Here is a 16,492-nt window from a genome sequence, read left to right on the forward strand (position 1 = left end):
GAAACGCCATCTCCGCCACGAGACAGCCGACGTCGTACGCTGTCTCGGCGCGCAGATGGAGTCTCGCGGTCGGCGCGAACCTCAGCGGCGGGCCAGCGCGCGGTTGATCTGCCGCGCCCACAGCGGACCGCGGTACAAGAACGCGGTATAGCCCTGCACGAGCGTCGCACCGGCGGCCAGCCGCTCCCCCACATCGGATGCGGTCTCCACGCCCCCCGCGGAGATCACGACGAAATCCGCCGGCACCGCTTCGCGAACCAGGCGCAGCACCGCCATCGCCCGCAGCTTCAGCGGCGCACCCGACAGCCCGCCGTCCCCCGCCGCCGCGACGATCGGGCCGGGGGTGCGCAGTCCCTCGCGTGAGACGGTGGTGTTCGTGGCGATGAGCCCCGACAGTCCGAGTTCGACGGCGAGCCGCGCGACGGCCTGGACGTCATCGTCGTCGAGGTCGGGCGCGATCTTCACCAGCAGCGGCGTCGCGCCCGCGGCGTCGCGCACGGCTTCCAGCAGCGGACGCAGGGTCTCGACCGCCTGGAGCCCCCGCAGCCCCGGCGTGTTCGGCGACGACACGTTGACGACGAGGTAGTCGGCGAGAGGCGCGAGCAGACGCGTGCTGCGGACATAGTCCGCGGTCGCCTCGGCGACCTCGACGACCCGGCTCTTGCCGATGTTGACGCCGATCACCGGGCGGATGCGGCGGCGGCGGAGACGCTGCAGCCGTGCGGCGGCCGCCTCGGCGCCGGCGTTGTTGAAACCCATCCGATTCACCACCGCGCGATCGGGGACGAGGCGGAACAGGCGCGGGCGCGGGTTCCCCGGCTGAGACAGCGCCGTGACGGTGCCGACCTCGACGTGCCCGAAGCCCAGCGCCCGCAGACCCCGCACCATCTTGACGTCCTTGTCGAAGCCCGCCGCGACGCCGAAGGGCGAGTCGAAGACGAGCCCGAGAGCCTCCGTGCGAGAGGCCGCGTCGGGGGATGTCAGCCGGCGAGCGGCCCAGGAGAAGGGCGGCACGCCGAGGAGCCGGATGACCGGGACGGCGAGATGGTGCGCCCGCTCGGGGTCGAGCCGCGAGAGAACCAGGCGGAACAGCAGCGGATACATCCCCGCCAGCCTAGGGGACGGCGCGAGGGCTACTCGGCGGCGTCGGCCAGGTCGGCGGGCTCCGGCCGGCGCTCGGAGTGGTCGGCGCGCAGCTGCCCGATGGCCGACTCGAAGTCCTCGAGGGACTCGAAGGCCTGGTACACGCTCGCGAAGCGCAGGAAGGCGACCTCGTCGAGCTCCCGCAGCGGTCCCAGGATCGCCAACCCGATCTCGTTCGCCTCCACTTGCGAGGCGCCGGTCTGGCGCACGGCCTCTTCGACGCTCTGAGCGAGCATCGCGAGATCGCCCTCGGTGACGGGCCGGCCCTGGCAGGCCTTGCGCACTCCCGACATCACCTTCTCGCGGCTGAAGGGCTCGATGACCCCCGACCGCTTGATGACGTTGAGGCTCGCCGTCTCCACCGTCGAGAACCGCCCACCGCACTCCGGACACTGACGGCGACGACGGATGCTGAGCCCGTCGTCGCTCGTGCGGGAGTCGATGACGCGGGAATCGGGGTGGCGGCAGAACGGGCAGTGCATGGCTCCGACAGACTACGCCTCGAATCGGGCGACCACGGCCTCGCCGTGGGCGGGGAGGGCCTCGGCGTCCGCGAGAGCGACGATGCCGTCGCGCACCTGGGCCAGAGCCGCGCGATCGTACGCGATCACCTGCTGCGGACGGAGGAAGGTCGCCGCCGACAGGCCCGGCGCGTACCTCGCCTGGCCGCCGGTCGGGAGCACGTGGTTGCTTCCGGCGAGGTAATCGCCCAGGCTCACGGGAGAGTACGGGCCGACGAACACCGCACCGGCGTGCACGAACATCTCCGGCTTCGGATCGCTCAGGTGGAGTTCGAGGTGCTCGGGGGCGTAGGCGTTGCTGAAGGCCGCGGCGGCGTCGAGGTCGTCCACGAGGACGATCGCCGATTGCGGCCCCCGGAGCGCTGCCGCCACCCGCTCGCTGTGCCGCGTTCGCGCCGCACGGTCGGCCACCGCATCCGTCACGGCCGTCGCGAGCGTCTCGGACGCGGTCACGAGCACGGCCGAGGCCTGCTCGTCGTGCTCGGCCTGGCTCACGAGGTCGGCGGCCACGAGGAAGGCGTCGGCGCTGTCGTCGGCGACGACGAGGATCTCGGTCGCGCCGGCCTCCGAGTCGGTTCCGACGCGGCCGGCGACGGCGCGCTTGGCGGCGGCGACGAAGTTGTTGCCCGGGCCGGTGACCACGTCGACGGGCTCGAGGCCGAGCGTGGCTACTCCCGCAGCGAAGGCACCGATCGCGCCGGCGCCGCCCATGGCGTAGACCTCCGTCACACCGAGGAGGGACGCCGCGGCGAGGATGACCGGATGCACGCGCCCCTCGAAGTCCCGCTGGGGCGGCGAGGCGAGTGCCACCTGCTCGACACCGGCCACCTGCGCCGGGACGACGTTCATCACGACGCTCGAGGGATACACCGCTTTGCCACCGGGCACGTACACGCCGACCCGCCGCACCGGCTGCCACCGCTGCGTGACCACGGCGCCGGGTGCGAGCTCGGTGGTCACCGGCGCGGGGACCTGGGCGGCGGAGGCGACGCGTACGCGTCGGATCGCCTCCTCGAGCGCCGCGCGGACGGCCGGATCCAGCGACGTGACGGCCTCCGCCAGGTGGGACGCCGGAACCCGGATGTCGTGCCCGACGGCCCCGTCGAAACGCTCGGCCTGCTCGCGCAGGGCGGTCTCGCCTCGCTCGGCGACATCGGCGACGATCTCAGCCGCTGTCGCGAGAGCTTCGGAGCGGGCAGCGGCGGCGCGGGGCACGGCGGCGAGCAATTCGGCCGTGCCCAGCGCGCGACCGCGCAGATCGATCGTGCGGAGCATGCTCCCAGGCTACCGGGGGGCCTCAGCCGCGCGTGACGCCGCTGGTGTCGTGCAGGTATCCGATACGGCCGTCCTCGTGGCGCACGACGAACACCTCGCCGCGGTCTTCGATCACGAGCGCCCACGCGGAGGGGCCGATGCGGAACAGCGGCGTGCCGTACTCGTCCACGACGTCGCGCTCGACCGGCACGAGCGCCCAGAACGCCTGCTGCGCGGGGGCGGGCGTCGCGGCGTGCGAACCCGAGAGCACGGTGTCTTCCAGGGGCTCGGCGTCCGCGACGGCGACATCGGCCGTGCGATCCCCTGTCAGCGGGGCGAAGACGTCCGTGCCGTACGCGCCCGTGTCGTCGGTCGCGCCGGGAGCTCCGCTCGGAACCGCGTACGCGGTCGTCTGCGGAGCCCCGACCTCGTCGGGGACGGCGGGGGCGGGGGCGCGACGCTCGCGGGGCGGGCGGGCGGTGACGGGGCGCACCGGGCGCGCGTTGCGGTGGGCGGGCACCTCGGGCCGACCCTGGAAGTCCTGCTCGAGCACCGGGATGATCGGGGCGAACACGGTCAGGACGACGCCGGCGAGCATGAGGACGACTTCGATCCACAGCACCCACGAGCGGGTCCAGAAGCCCGTCTCCAGGACGATGGCGACGGTGTCCCACAGCGACGACAACCACACCAGTGCCGCGACGGAGAACGCGACCGAGGCGAACTGATCGATCCCCAGCGAGCCGACACGGCGGATCCCCTGGGGCGACAGCCGGCGGAGGGCGAGGAGGAAGACCGCCACGGTGGGCAGGCCGATGGTCAGGATGAACGACAGCCCCGACACCCACACGTTGGCTCCGCCGAAGAGGGCGCGGGCGTTGCCGTCGACGACGTTCAGGGGCACGAAGGACAGCACGAAGGCGACGAGCCACACCGCACCGAGCGCCACCTCACGGATGGAGAACGGGCCGACGCCGTACTGCGGCGGGTCGTCGCGATCGGCGGGAGCTGCCGCATCCGTCGCGGAAGCCGCGTCGTCGGGGGTGCGGTCGACGAAACTGTCGTCGTGCAGTTCGGGGTTGGTCACGATGTTCCTCTCCAGGGGTGGGCGCGAACGATCCTACTCACGCCACCTCGGCGTCGCAGGGCGGCGACGCCGGTTGACAGACGATGACGGCGGAGCCGGCTACCCGAGGCAGTTCGGACCCAGGAGACCCTTCAGCTCGCCGTACAGATCGGCGGTGACCCGCACCGGATGCGGCACCTCGAAGACCTTCGCCGAACCGCCCTTGTGCAGCTTGAGCGTCACTTCGGTGTCGCCGCGGTGACGGTGGAGGGTCTGCAGAAGCTCGCCGACGAGGTCTTCGCTCGCCCGCTGCTCGGGCATGAGCAGCACAAGGGGCCCGGACTCGTCCATCGCGCCGAGATCGGGCGAGAAGGCCGACTGCGCATGCAGATTGAGACCGTCGTCGCGCCGGGACACGCGGCCGCGCACCACGAGGATCGCGTCGGCTTGCAACGCCGGGGAGAACTCCTGGTACGTCTTCCCCATGAACATCACTGTCACTTCGCCGTTGAAATCCTCGACGGTGATCATGCCGTACGGGTTGCCGCTCTGCTTCGCGACACGATGCTGCACGCTCGTGACGAGGCCGGCGATCGTGACCTGATCGCCGTCCTGCACGTCATCGGATGACAGCAGGTCGTGGATGTTCGTGGACGCGTGCTTGGCGAGGGGGACCTCGAGCCCCGCCAGCGGGTGATCGGAGACGTAGAGCCCGAGCATCTCCCGCTCGAACGCGAGCTTGTCCTTCTTCGTCCATTCCGGGCGTCGCGGGACCTTCGGGGGCGCGACCTCCTCGACGGCGTCGTACAAGCTGTCGAAGTCGAACCCGATGGCGCCCTGGGCCTCGTTGCGCTTGCGGTCCACCGCCGCCTCGGTGGCGTCCTCGTGGACCTCCAGCAGGGCGCGGCGGGTGTCGCCCGTCGAGTCGAACGCGCCGGCCTTGATCAGCGACTCGATCGTCCGCTTGTTGGCGACGTGCATCGGCACCTTGTCGAGGAAGTCGTGGAATGACGCGAAGGCGCCGGCCGCACGCGCCGTCACGATGCCGTCGACGACGTTCGCTCCGACGTTGCGGACCGCGCCCAGCCCGAAGCGGATGTCCTCGCCCACGGCCGCGAAGTACCGGATCGACTCGCTCACGTCGGGCGGCAGCACCCGGATGCCCATCCGGCGGCACTCGTTGAGGTACACCGCCATCTTGTCCTTCGAATCCCCGACGCTCGTCAGCAGCGCCGCCATGTACTCGGCCGGGTAGTGCGCCTTCAGATAGGCCGTCCAGTACGACACCAGCCCGTACGCGGCGGAGTGGGCCTTGTTGAACGCGTAGTCGGAGAACGGCAGCAGGATGTCCCACAGCGCCTTGATCGCCGCATCCCCGTACCCGCGCTCCTTCATCCCGCCGGAGAAGCCCTCGTACTGCTTGTCGAGCTCGGACTTCTTCTTCTTGCCCATGGCGCGGCGCAGGATGTCTGCCTGACCGAGGGAGAAGCCGGCGACACGCTGAGCGATCGCCATGACCTGCTCCTGGTAGATGATCAGGCCGTAGCTCGTGTCGAGGATGTCGCGCAGCGGCTCCTCGAGCTCGGGGTGGATCGGCGTGATCTCCTGCTGCCCGTTCTTGCGCAGCGCGTAGTTGATGTGCGAGTTCGCGCCCATGGGACCGGGCCGGTACAGCGCGATGACGGCGGAGATGTCCTCGAAGTTGTCGGGACGCAGGAGCCGGAGGAGCGAGCGCATCGGCCCGCCGTCGAGCTGGAAGACGCCGAGCGTGTCACCGCGGGTCAGCAGATCGTAGGCCGCGCGGTCGTCGAGCGCGAGGTGCTCGAGGTCGAGCTCTTCTCCCCGGTTCATGCGGATGTTGTCGAGGGCGTCGGAGATGATCGTGAGGTTGCGCAGCCCGAGGAAGTCCATCTTGATGAGGCCGAGCGCCTCGCACGAGGGGTAGTCGAACTGCGTGACGATCTGGCCGTCCTGCTCACGGCGCATGATCGGGATGATGTCCAGCAGCGGCTCGCTGGACATGATGACGCCCGCGGCGTGAACTCCCCACTGGCGCTTCAGTCCCTCCAGGCCCAGAGCCCGGTCGAAGACCGTCTTGGCCTCCTCATCGGTGTCGATGAGGCTGCGGAACTCGCTGGCCTCCTTGAACCGCGGGTGGTCCTTGTCGAACATGCCGGCCAGCGGCATGTCCTTCCCCATCACCGCCGGCGGCATCGCCTTGGTGAGCTTCTCCCCCATGCTGAAGGGGAAGCCGAGGACGCGCCCGGCGTCCTTGAGGGCCTGCTTCGACTTGATCGTGCCGTACGTGACGATCTGAGCGACCCGCTCCGAGCCGTACTTCTCGGTGACGTAGTCGATGACCTCGCCGCGACGGCGGTCGTCGAAGTCGACGTCGAAGTCGGGCATCGAGACGCGGTCGGGGTTGAGGAAGCGCTCGAAGATCAGCCCGTGCTCGAGCGGGTCGAGGTCGGTGATGCGCATCGCGTAGGCGACCATCGACCCGGCACCCGAGCCGCGTCCCGGCCCCACGCGGATTCCGTGGTCCTTCGCCCAGTTGATGAAGTCGGCGACGACGAGGAAGTACCCGGGGAAACCCATCTGCAGGATGATGCCGGTCTCGTACTCGGCCTGCTTGCGCACCCGGTCGGGGATGCCGTCGGGGTAGCGGTAGTGCAGACCCGCCTCGACCTCTTTGACGAGCCAGCTGTCCTCGGTCTCGCCCGCGGGGACCGGGAAGCGCGGCATGTAGTTCGCGCTCGTGTTGAACTCGACCTCGCAGCGCTCGGCGATGAGGAGCGTGTTGTCGCAGGCCTCCGGATGGTCGCGGAAGATCTGCCGCATCTCCTGCGCGGTCTTGACGTAATATCCGTCGCCGTCGAACTTGAATCGGTTGGGGTCGTCCAGCGTCGAGCCCGACTGCACGCACAGGAGAGCCGCGTGGGCGTCGGCTTCGTGCTGATGCGTGTAGTGCGAGTCGTTGGTCGCGACCAGCGGGATGGACAGGTCCTTGGCGAGGCGCAGCAGATCCGTCATCACGCGACGCTCGATCGACAGGCCGTGGTCCATGATCTCGGCGAAGTAGTTCTCCTTGCCGAAGATGTCCTGGAACTCCGCCGCCGCTGCGCGTGCCGCGTCGTACTGGCCGAGACGAAGTCGTGTCTGCACCTCCCCGGACGGACAGCCCGTCGTGGCGATGAGCCCCTTGCCGTAGGTCTCGAGCAGCTCCCGGTCCATGCGCGGCTTGAAGTAATAGCCCTCCATGCTCGACAGGGAGCTGAGCCGGAAGAGGTTATGCATCCCCTCGGTGCTCCGACTCCACATCGTCATGTGGGTGTACGCGCCGGAGCCCGAGACGTCGTCGCTCTTCTGCTCCGGCGTGCCCCACGCGACGCGGGACTTGTCGCTGCGGTGGGTGCCCGGTGTGACGTACGCCTCGAGCCCGATGATCGGCTTCACACCTGCGTTCTTGGCGGCGTTGTAGAACTCGAACGCCGCGAAGGTGTTGCCGTGGTCGGTGACGGCGATCGCGGGCATGCCGTATTCGGCGGCTGCTTGCGTCATCGCCCCGATCTTGGCGGCCCCGTCGAGCATCGAGTACTCGCTGTGGACGTGGAGGTGAACGAAGGAGTCGGAAGCCACGCATCGAGTCTAGGAACGAGCTCCGACGTTGCGGCCCGGCGATCCGCGCGTCCCCGGCGCGCCGCAGCGGAATCGCTTCACCTTCGACCTCAGGGTGAGACTCGACGCCTAGGGTGTCCCCATGCCCACGCCCGAATTCGTCCTGGAGCTGCGCCGCTTCGTCGGCACGCGCCCGCTGCCGCTGGTCGGCGTCACCGCCGTCATCGAGCGCGACGGTGCGGTACTGCTGGGCCGCCGCTCCGACAACGGCGCCCTCACCCCGGTCACGGGCATCGTCGACCCGGGCGAGGAGCCGGCGGATGCGGCGTGCCGGGAGGCGCTCGAGGAGGCCGGCGTTCTCGTGCGGGCGCTCCGGCTCGCGTGGGTCCACCAGATCCCGCGCATCACCTACGCCAACGGCGACCAGAGCGACTATCTCGATCTGACGTTCCGCTGCGCGTGGCTGTCGGGCGATCCCGTCCCGGTGGACGGCGAGATGACCGAGGTCGGCTGGTATCCGCTCGAGGACGCGCTTGCCCGCGTCGATGCCGACATGGCCGCCCGGATCCGCTCGGCGCTGTCCGACGGGCCCGCCGCATTCGAACAGCATCCCTGACCGCGCGGTCGGAGGGTCGGCGCCGGCTCCGGGGAAGGCGTCAGAGCGCGAGGCGCATGAGCACGCGCGGGAACCCGGCGAGCACGGAGGTGGTATCCGCGGCCTTGGTGAACCCCGCGCTCTCGAACAGCCGCCGCGTGCCGACGTAGGCCATGGTCAGATCCACCTTCGCGCCGGCGTTGTCCACGGGGTATCCCTCGATCGCCGGGACGCCGCGTTCGCGCGCATAGTCGACGGCGCCGGCGATGAGCGCATGCATGATGCCCTGTTTGCGGTGACCGGGCCTGACACGGAAGCACCACAGCAACCACACGTCGAGGTCGTCGATGCGGGGGATCTTGCGGTTCTTCGCGAACGACGTGGCGGCGCGCGGATGCAGGGCGGCCCAGCCCACGGGTTCGTCGGCGTCGTACGCGAGGACGCCCGGTGGCGGGTCTTGCGCGCACAGCTCCGCGACGCGCGCAGCGCGCGCCGGGCCCCGCAACGAGACGTTCTCCTTCGACCCGATGCGGTAGCTCAGGCAGAAGCACACGTTCGAGGCGGGGTTCTTCGAGCCGACGACGGCGGCGACGTCGTCGAAGACCACCGCCGGGCGCACCTGGATCACCATGCCCGCCATTGTGCCCGCTCCCGCCGACACGCGATGGATCAGTCGGCGCGGAGGACGTCGAGGGCGTGCTGCAGGTCGGCGGGGTAGGCCGACGAGAACGTCACCCAGTCGCCGGTGGCCGGATGCGCGAACGACAGCTCGCGCGCGTGCAGCCACTGGCGGGTGAGGCCCAGGCGCTCGGACAGGGTGGGATCAGCGCCGTACAAGGGGTCCCCCACACACGGATGCCGATGCGCGGCCATGTGCACGCGGATCTGATGCGTCCGGCCCGTCTCCAGGTGGATCTCCAGGAGGGAGGCGCCGGGAAACGCCTCGAGAGTCTCGTAGCGGGTGACCGAGTCCTTCCCGGCGGGCGTCACGGCGAACTTCCACGAGTGGGTGGGATGCCGCCCGATCGGGGCATCGATCGTCCCGGCGAGAGGATCGGGGTGCCCCTGCACGACCGCGTGGTAGATCTTGTCGACCTCGCGCTCCTTGAACGCCCGCTTGAGGAGCGTGTAGGCGTGCTCCGTCTTCGCCACGACCATGAGTCCGCTCGTGCCCACGTCGAGCCGGTGGACGACGCCGCGCCGTTCCGCGGCGCCCGACGTCGCGATCCGGAAGCCGCCGGCCGCGAGAGCGCCCAGCACCGTCGGCCCCTCCCACCCGACGGAGGGATGCGCGGCCACGCCGGACGGCTTGTCGACGACCACGATGTCGTCGTCGTCGTAGGCGATGCCGAGGTCGGGGACGGCGACCGGCACGATCTCCGGCTCGCGCTTGGCCGTCCAGGTGACGCTCAGCCATCCGCCCGCGCGCAGCCGGTCGGACTTGCCCACGACCCGGCCGTCGAGCTCGACACCGCCGGCATCGGCGATCTCGGCGGCGAAGGTGCGGGAGAACCCCAGCATCTTCGCCAGTGCGGCGTCGACGCGCGTGCCGTCCAGGCCGTCGGGAACGGGGAGGGTGCGAGACTCGCTCATCCGCGCGGCGGGGCCGCGTCGCCGGATGCGCCGTCCCCGGCGGGCGCACCGTCTCGGTCGGCCGACGCGTCGTGCTCGGGGTCGGCGATCGCATCCGGATCGTCATCGTCGTCGGCGGCACGCTTCTCGCGTGTGCCGTCCAGGCGGAGCCCCAGCAGGACCAGCAGCGCCACCGCGATCATCATCGTCACGATGAAGATGTCGGCGACGTTGTAGATGGCCGGCATCATCCACGGCGTGGAGATGAAGTCCACGACGTGCCCGACGGCGAATCCGGGCTCGCGGAAGAGCCGGTCGGTGAGGTTTCCGAGCACTCCGCCGAGGAGCAGCCCGAGGATCACGGCCCACGCGCGCGAGCTGACCCGTGTCACCCCGAGCCACACGATCACGGCGGCCACGACGGCCAACGCGATCGTGAAGATCCACGTGACGCCCTGCCCGAGGGAGAAGGCGGCCCCGGAGTTGCGGATGAGGAAGAACTGCAGCGCCTCGCCGACGATCGGCACCGCTTCCTCGGGCGGAAGACCCTGGATGGCGAGGAACTTCGTCAACTGGTCGGCGGCCAGCACCGTCACCGCGAGAAGCGCGATGAGGGTGCCGGCCGCCGCCTTGCGCAGGGGGGCTCGGCTGCCCACCGAGGCGGCCTAGAGGCCGATCGCCGAGACCGGGGTCGAACCCGACGGCGTGGCGGTGGTGTCGAGGTCGCGGAGCTTGCCCTCGATGTAGCTGCGCAGCTGAGCACGGTAGTCGCGCTCGAACGCGTTGAGCTCGGAGATGCGCGACTCCAGCGCGGCGCGCTCCTTCTCCAGGCGGGCGATCTCATCGCGACCCTTCGCCTCGGCCTCGGCCACGATGGCCGACGCGCGCGACTGCGCCTCGGAGATGAGCTGGTCGCGCTGCGCCTTGCCCTCGGCGACGTGCTCGTCGTGCAGGCGCTGAGCGAGCTCGATGATGCCGGCGGATGCGGCGGCCGGGTCGCCGACCGAGGTCGGAGCGGGCGCCGGGGCCGGGGTCTCGACGGGGGCGGGAGCATCGACCACGACCGGCTCGGCGGGAGCCTCCGCGGCGGCGGCCGGGGTCTCGCCGGATTCGTACGCGGCGAGCTTGGCCTTCAGCTCGTCGTTCTCGGCGATCGTCTTGCGCCACTCGACGACGATCTCGTCGAGGAAGTCGTCGACCTCGTCCGGATCGAAGCCCTCCTTGAACCGGACGTGCTGGAACTGCTTGGTGACGACGTCATCGGGAGTCAATGCCATGGTGGTTCCTCTTTCGAGAGCTGGTCGCGGACCGGGGTCCGGAGACATCCGGGGCGGTGTTGCTGCCAGCAAGCATAGCCGGGCGCTCCGGAGGCTGTCGAAGCCTCCTGCGCGTCGCGGCGTCGCTCACGCAGCGGCGAGAGTGCGCGTCACCCCGAGCAGGACGAAGCACAGCAGCATCGTCAGGGCGAAGGCGAAATCGATCGCAACCGGCCCCACGCGCAGCGGCGGGATGAACCGCCGGAAGAGCCGGATGGGCGGGTCGGTGACCGTGTAGACGAGCTCGGCCGCGACCAGCCCCGCTCCGCGCGGGCGCCACGAACGGTTGAACATGGGGATGTACTCGAGCACGAGTCGCACCAGCAGCACGAGCACGTACAGGAACAGGAGCGCGTTGAGGATCGAGGCGACGACGCTCAGCACGGCCACGATCGGTTACGGCTGGGCGAACGCGACGGACTCGGGGTCCGCCTGGGCCACCGCACCGTCGCCGGACACGGCGATGTTCTCCGGAGAGAGGAGGAACACCTTGCTCGTGACCCGCTCGATACGCCCGTACAGGCCCATCGACAGTCCGCTGGCGAAGTCGATCAGACGCCGCGCATCCGCATCGCTCATTTGCGACAGGTTGATGATCACCGGCACGCCCTCGCGGAAGTTCTCGGCGATGACCTGCGCGTCGCGATACTGCTTGGGGTGCACGGTGAGGATCTCGCTGATCGGCCCGGCAGCGGGCTGACGCACCACCGTGGGACGGTGGATCGGGGTGACCGGAGCCGCCTTCTCCACCGCCTGCGGGCGACGCCCGGCGGGCTGCGGTGCAGGCTCGTCGAAGGTCTCCTCCTCGTCGGCCAGACCCAGGTACACCATGGTCTTCTTGAGCGGGTTCGACATCGCTTTCTCCGTTCGCTCGTCTGTTCCGAGGCTAGCCGTGCACGGGCCGCGGGCCCGTGATTGCCGAGCCGATCCGCAGGTGTGTCGCGCCCATCGCGATCGCCTCCGGAAAATCTCCGGTCATGCCGGCTGAGATCCATGCCGCCTCGGGGGCGACCCTGCGTACAGCGTCGGCCGCTGTCCGCAGACGCTCGAACGCGCGCGCGGGCTCTTCGTCGAGGGGTGCGACGGCCATGACTCCGCGCAACTGCAGGCCGGCGCATCCGGCGATGTGCGCGGCCAGCGCCTCCGCGTCGGCGGGTCCAACTCCCCCGCGCCCGGCGTCGTCGGTGAGGTTCACCTGCACCAGCACGTCCAGCGGCTTCCCGCCGGCGGCCTCCAGCGCGTCCGCGAGCTTCGGCCGGTCCACGGAGTGCACGACGGATGCGGCGGCGCGGATCGCGCGCGCCTTGTTGGTCTGGGCCTGGCCGATGAAGTGCCAGCGGAGCCCTTCCAGACCGCTCAGCTCGTCCGCCTTCGCGGTGAGCTCCTGCTGGCGGTTCTCCCCGACGTCGCGCACCCCGAGCCGGTGCAGGTCGGTGACGAGGGATGCGGGGTGGAACTTCGTCACCACGATGCGCGTGATGCTCCCCGGATCGCGACCGGCCGCGCGCGCGGATGCGGCAATCCGCGCGTCCACGTCCGCCAGGCGATCGGCCAGTGCGCTGCTCACGGTGCTCCTTCATGCGGCCAGCGGCGGAACCGGGGCATGCCGGATCCGCCGCTGGCGGGTGTCTCCCGCTGTCGCCGGCCTACTTGAGGAAGTCGGGGATGTCGAGGTCGTCGTCGCCGAACGCGGAGTCGTACGCCGGCTCGGGAAGGCTTGCCGACACGGGGGCCGGCTCGCGCTTGTCCGTGCGCTCCTCGGGCTCCTCGGCGGCCGGAGCCTCGTCCCAGGATCCGTCGCGCGTGTCGAGGCTCGGGACCGGGGGCAGCCCGGGAAGCGTGGCAGGTCGCTGCGCGGCCCCCACGGCGTCCAGGCGGAGCGACGGCTCCCCGCCGTCGAAGCCCGCCGCGATCACCGTCACGCGCACCTCGTCGCCGAGGGTGTCGTCGATCACCGTTCCGAAGATGATGTTGGCCTCGGGGTGCGCAGCCTCCTTCACCAGCTGCGCGGCGTCGTTGATCTCGAAGATGCCCAGGTTCGACCCGCCCTGAATCGACAGCAGCACGCCATGAGCGCCCTCGATCGACGCCTCCAGAAGCGGCGACTCGACGGCCAGCTCGGCGGCCTTGATCGCCCGGTCGGCGCCGCGCGCCGATCCGATGCCCATGAGCGCCGATCCTGCTCCCTGCATGACCGACTTGACGTCGGCGAAGTCGAGGTTGATGAGTCCGGGAGTGGTGATGAGGTCGGTGATGCCCTGCACACCGGCCAGCAGCACCTGGTCGGCGGTGGCGAACGCCTCGATCATCGAGATGCCGCGGTCGCTGATCTCCAGGAGCCGGTCGTTGGGCACCACGATGAGGGTGTCGACCTCTTCCTTCAGCTTTCCGACGCCGGCCTCGGCCTGGCTCTGCCGGCGGCGGCCCTCGAAGGAGAACGGCTTGGTCACCACACCGATCGTGAGTGCTCCGATGGACTTCGCGATGCGTGCGACGACGGGCGCGCCGCCCGTGCCGGTTCCGCCGCCCTCGCCCGCCGTGACGAAGACCATGTCGGCGCCCGCGAGCGCCTCCTCGATCTCCTCCGCGTGGTCCTCCGCGGCGCGGCGGCCCACCTCGGGGTCGGCGCCCGCGCCGAGCCCCCGGGTCAGCTCGCGGCCGACGTCGAGCTTGACGTCGGCGTCGCTCATGAGCAGCGCCTGCGCGTCGGTGTTGATCGCGATGAACTCCACGCCGCGCAGACCCAGCTCGATCATGCGGTTGACGGCGTTCACGCCGCCCCCGCCGACACCGACGACCTTGATCACGGCGAGGTAGTTCTGGTTCTGGCTCATGCCGGCCTCCATGTTCGAACCGAAAACTTTAAACCTCATCTAGAGGGTTAAAGAATTGCTCGGTATGCAATTCCTGATCTGAAGGTAGGTCGCCCTCCGGCCCGCAGCCGGACCGACGCGGGCGTGTCGCCACATCCCCGGGAGAATCCGCCGCCCCGGCGCTAAGCGGACGACGATCGCCTTCGGGGACGACACGTCGTAGCTCACGACGTCGGCGGGCGGGCGGCTGATCATCGCGCGCTCGAGGACGACCGCCTTCTCGGCGGAATCCTCCGCACTCCCCCAGACGACTGTCGTGTCGGTGCCGCCGAGGGTGAGCGTCACGTCGTCCGCGGTGGTGGCCGAGACCGCGGTCACCTGGAGCCGGATCGGCTCGGGCAGTGAGCGCATCACCATCCCCGCCGCCGTGAAGGCGCGGGAGCCGACCCCTCCCTCGATCTGCAGCATCGGCTGCCCCGACGGCGCTTGCGCTGTCGTGGCGAGCGCCACGCCGGCGGCGTCCACGACGGTGAACCCGGCGCGGGTCTCGAGCACCCCCACCGGTGTGCGCTCGACGATCCGCACGAGGAGGCCGTGCGGCGGCTGGGCCTCCAGCGTGTACGACTCCACGAGCGGGAACTGCACGAGGGCGGCTTTGACCTCGCTCTCGTCGACGAGCGGGAGCGGCGTGCCGACCTGAGCCGCGAGGGCGTCGGTGACCGCCGCGGGGTCGAGCGTGCTCGTGCCGACGACCTCGATCCGCTCGACGGCGAAGAGCGGGCTGTACGCCGCGCCCACGGTCCCGAGGACGAGCAGCACCACGGCGGCGGCGATGCCGAGCCACAGCATCCGGCGGCGGCGCTGGCGGGCGGTGAAGCGGCGGACCTCGGCGCGGAGGGCGCGGCGGCGCGCCCGCGACGCGCGCCAGACGTCGCGCATTCCCACCGGCCCCACCGGCGGCTCGGCACGCGGCGGCTCGGGAGGCGTCGCCTGCGGGGCGGGGGCCGGGTCGATTCGCCGCTCGGGCAGAATCGGGACGACGGGCGCCGGGGCGGCGCCGTCGTCGCGTCCGGGCGCGGGGGGCGGCGGCAGCGGAGAGGGCCGGCGCATCCGGCTCAGCGCTCCGCGGGCTCGGCGCGGGGCGCGTCGGTGCGGGCGAGGGCGTCGAGCACCTGAGGGACGATGAGGTTCACGTTGCCGCAGCCGAGCGTGACGATGTAGTCGCCCTTGCGCGCGACGGATGCGGTGTAGTCGGCCGCGGCCTGCCAGTCGGCCTCGTAGTGCACGTGGCCGGGGTCCGCGAACGCACCGCTGACGAGTTCGCCCGTCACGCCGGGGACGGGGTCTTCCCGTGCGCCGTAGACGTCGAGCACGACGGTGTGATCCGCGTGGGATTCGAGCACGTCGGCGAACTCGCGGAACATCGCCTGCGTGCGGGAGTAGGTGTGCGGCTGGTGCAGCGCGATGATGCGACCCTCGCCGACCACCGTGCGCGCGGCGGCGAGGGCGGCGGCCACCTCGGTCGGGTGATGGGCGTAGTCGTCGTAGACGCTGACCCCGCGCCGCACGCCGTGCAGCTCGAACCGCCGGGCGGTGCCGCCGAACGGCTCGACGGCCGCGGCGGCGCCGGCGAGGTCGTAGCCGAGGGTCAGCAGCACGGCGATCGCACCGGCGGCGTTGACGGCGTTGTGCGCGCCGGGGACGCCCAGCCGCACAGCGGCGCTGACGCCGCGCGCGGTGACGGTGAAGGACACCGGGCCGTCGGTGCGGATGTCGGTCACGCGCACATCGGCAGCGGCATCCGTGCCGAACGTGATGATCCGCGCGTGTTCGAGGCGGTCGCGCACTCGGCGGGCACCGGCGTCGTCGGCGGAGATCACGACAGCTTCGCCGGCTCCCTCGGCGAAGCGCGCGAAGGCGGCATCGAACTCGTCGAACGAGCCGTAGTGGTCGAGATGGTCGGGGTCGACGTTCGTGATGAGCGCGATCGCGGTGTCGTACAGCAGGAACGTGCCGTCCGATTCATCGGCCTCGATCACGAACAGCTCGTCCGAGCCGGTCGCGCTGGACACGCCGTACTCGGCGAGGACGCCGCCGTTGACGAACGTCGGGTCGGCACCGAGCGCGCGCAGCGCCGTGACGATCATCCCCGTCGACGTCGTCTTGCCGTGGGCGCCGGCGACCGAGACGAGCCGCCGCCCGCCGATCAGCCAGTGGAGGGCCTGCGAGCGGTGGATGACGGCGAGGCCCCGCTCCTTGGCGGTGACGTATTCGGGGTTCTCGGGCCAGATCGCGCCGGTGTGGACGACAGTGTCGGCGTCGCCGAGGTGCGCCGCGTCGTGCCCCACGTGCACTGTCGCGCCGAGTTCGGCGAGGGCGCGCAGGCCCGGGCTGTCGGCCCGGTCGGAGCCGGAGACCCGGATGCCGCGCTCGAGGAACATGCGCGCGAGTCCCGACATCCCCGAACCGCCGATGCCGATGAAGTGGGCGGCCTCGATGTTCTCGGGGATGGGCAGGCTCAGGTCGGGGCGAATCATGGCTCGATCATCCTAGGTCGCCGTTCCTGGACGCCGGCTCCGGCACGCGGCACCGCC

General features: G+C 70.7%; 16 protein-coding genes. 1 reads left to right on the forward strand and 15 read right to left on the reverse strand.

Annotation, left to right across the window (positions count from 1 at the left end; all coding sequences use genetic code 11):
* Window positions 1–81 precede the first annotated feature (81 nt).
* From ACTU3I_RS09765 to dnaE, 5 genes are all read right to left on the reverse strand, one after another.
* The gene (locus ACTU3I_RS09765) at window positions 82–1,104 is read right to left on the reverse strand and encodes a quinone-dependent dihydroorotate dehydrogenase (protein WP_442925495.1); all 1,023 of its coding nucleotides are present in this window, start codon (window positions 1,102–1,104) and stop codon (window positions 82–84) included.
* A 29-nt stretch (window positions 1,105–1,133) separates the two neighbouring features.
* Window positions 1,134–1,625, reverse strand: a complete 492-nt coding sequence (gene nrdR, locus ACTU3I_RS09770) for a transcriptional regulator NrdR (protein ID WP_442925496.1) — start codon at window positions 1,623–1,625, stop codon at window positions 1,134–1,136.
* A gap of 12 nt (window positions 1,626–1,637) precedes the next feature.
* A complete protein-coding gene (gene hisD, locus ACTU3I_RS09775) occupies window positions 1,638–2,939 on the reverse strand; it encodes a histidinol dehydrogenase (protein WP_442925497.1) in 1,302 nt (433 codons plus the stop codon).
* Window positions 2,940–2,961: 22 nt separating this feature from the next.
* Window positions 2,962–4,005 carry a hypothetical protein gene (locus ACTU3I_RS09780; protein ID WP_442925498.1) on the reverse strand — a complete coding sequence of 348 codons (1,044 nt, stop codon included), beginning with the start codon at window positions 4,003–4,005 and terminating at the stop codon, window positions 2,962–2,964.
* A 99-nt stretch (window positions 4,006–4,104) separates the two neighbouring features.
* On the reverse strand, window positions 4,105–7,575 hold the full coding sequence (dnaE, locus tag ACTU3I_RS09785) for a DNA polymerase III subunit alpha (protein ID WP_442926391.1): 3,471 nt from the start codon (window positions 7,573–7,575) through the stop codon (window positions 4,105–4,107).
* Between the two features lie 169 nt (window positions 7,576–7,744).
* Here dnaE and ACTU3I_RS09790 point away from each other — a divergent pair, with 169 nt between their 5' ends.
* On the forward strand, window positions 7,745–8,218 hold the full coding sequence (locus tag ACTU3I_RS09790; RefSeq protein WP_442925499.1) for an NUDIX hydrolase: 474 nt from the start codon (window positions 7,745–7,747) through the stop codon (window positions 8,216–8,218).
* A 40-nt stretch (window positions 8,219–8,258) separates the two neighbouring features.
* Here the strand turns inward: ACTU3I_RS09790 and ACTU3I_RS09795 are convergent, their stop codons facing one another.
* From ACTU3I_RS09795 to murC, 10 genes are all read right to left on the reverse strand, one after another.
* Window positions 8,259–8,828 carry a GNAT family N-acetyltransferase gene (locus tag ACTU3I_RS09795; protein ID WP_442925500.1) on the reverse strand — a complete coding sequence of 190 codons (570 nt, stop codon included), beginning with the start codon at window positions 8,826–8,828 and terminating at the stop codon, window positions 8,259–8,261.
* 38 nt (window positions 8,829–8,866) lie between these two features.
* The gene (locus ACTU3I_RS09800) at window positions 8,867–9,790 is read right to left on the reverse strand and encodes an RluA family pseudouridine synthase (protein WP_442925501.1); all 924 of its coding nucleotides are present in this window, start codon (window positions 9,788–9,790) and stop codon (window positions 8,867–8,869) included.
* Window positions 9,787–10,425 carry a signal peptidase II gene (gene lspA / locus ACTU3I_RS09805; protein ID WP_442925502.1) on the reverse strand — a complete coding sequence of 213 codons (639 nt, stop codon included), beginning with the start codon at window positions 10,423–10,425 and terminating at the stop codon, window positions 9,787–9,789. Before lspA ends, ACTU3I_RS09800 begins: the two co-directional genes overlap by 4 nt.
* 9 nt (window positions 10,426–10,434) lie before the next feature.
* Window positions 10,435–11,046 carry a DivIVA domain-containing protein gene (locus tag ACTU3I_RS09810; RefSeq protein ID WP_442925503.1) on the reverse strand — a complete coding sequence of 204 codons (612 nt, stop codon included), beginning with the start codon at window positions 11,044–11,046 and terminating at the stop codon, window positions 10,435–10,437.
* Between the two features lie 126 nt (window positions 11,047–11,172).
* A complete protein-coding gene (locus tag ACTU3I_RS09815) occupies window positions 11,173–11,475 on the reverse strand; it encodes a YggT family protein (protein WP_442925504.1) in 303 nt (100 codons plus the stop codon).
* 6 nt (window positions 11,476–11,481) lie between these two features.
* Complete coding sequence (locus ACTU3I_RS09820; RefSeq protein WP_442925505.1) at window positions 11,482–11,940, reverse strand: cell division protein SepF; 459 nt, start codon at window positions 11,938–11,940, stop codon at window positions 11,482–11,484.
* Window positions 11,941–11,971: 31 nt separating this feature from the next.
* Entirely contained in the window at window positions 11,972–12,652 is a 681-nt protein-coding gene (locus ACTU3I_RS09825; RefSeq protein WP_442925506.1) for a YggS family pyridoxal phosphate-dependent enzyme, read from the reverse strand.
* A gap of 79 nt (window positions 12,653–12,731) precedes the next feature.
* Window positions 12,732–13,919 carry a cell division protein FtsZ gene (gene ftsZ / locus ACTU3I_RS09830; RefSeq protein WP_442925507.1) on the reverse strand — a complete coding sequence of 396 codons (1,188 nt, stop codon included), beginning with the start codon at window positions 13,917–13,919 and terminating at the stop codon, window positions 12,732–12,734.
* 39 nt (window positions 13,920–13,958) lie between these two features.
* Window positions 13,959–15,008 (reverse strand): FtsQ-type POTRA domain-containing protein, encoded by a 1,050-nt coding sequence (locus ACTU3I_RS09835; RefSeq protein WP_442925508.1) that lies wholly within the window; start codon window positions 15,006–15,008, stop codon window positions 13,959–13,961.
* Window positions 15,009–15,013: 5 nt separating this feature from the next.
* Window positions 15,014–16,435 carry a UDP-N-acetylmuramate--L-alanine ligase gene (gene murC / locus ACTU3I_RS09840; protein WP_442925509.1) on the reverse strand — a complete coding sequence of 474 codons (1,422 nt, stop codon included), beginning with the start codon at window positions 16,433–16,435 and terminating at the stop codon, window positions 15,014–15,016.
* Window positions 16,436–16,492 lie beyond the last annotated feature (57 nt).

The organism is Microbacterium sp. RD1, from assembly GCF_052220165.1.
Lineage (GTDB): Bacteria > Actinomycetota > Actinomycetes > Actinomycetales > Microbacteriaceae > Microbacterium.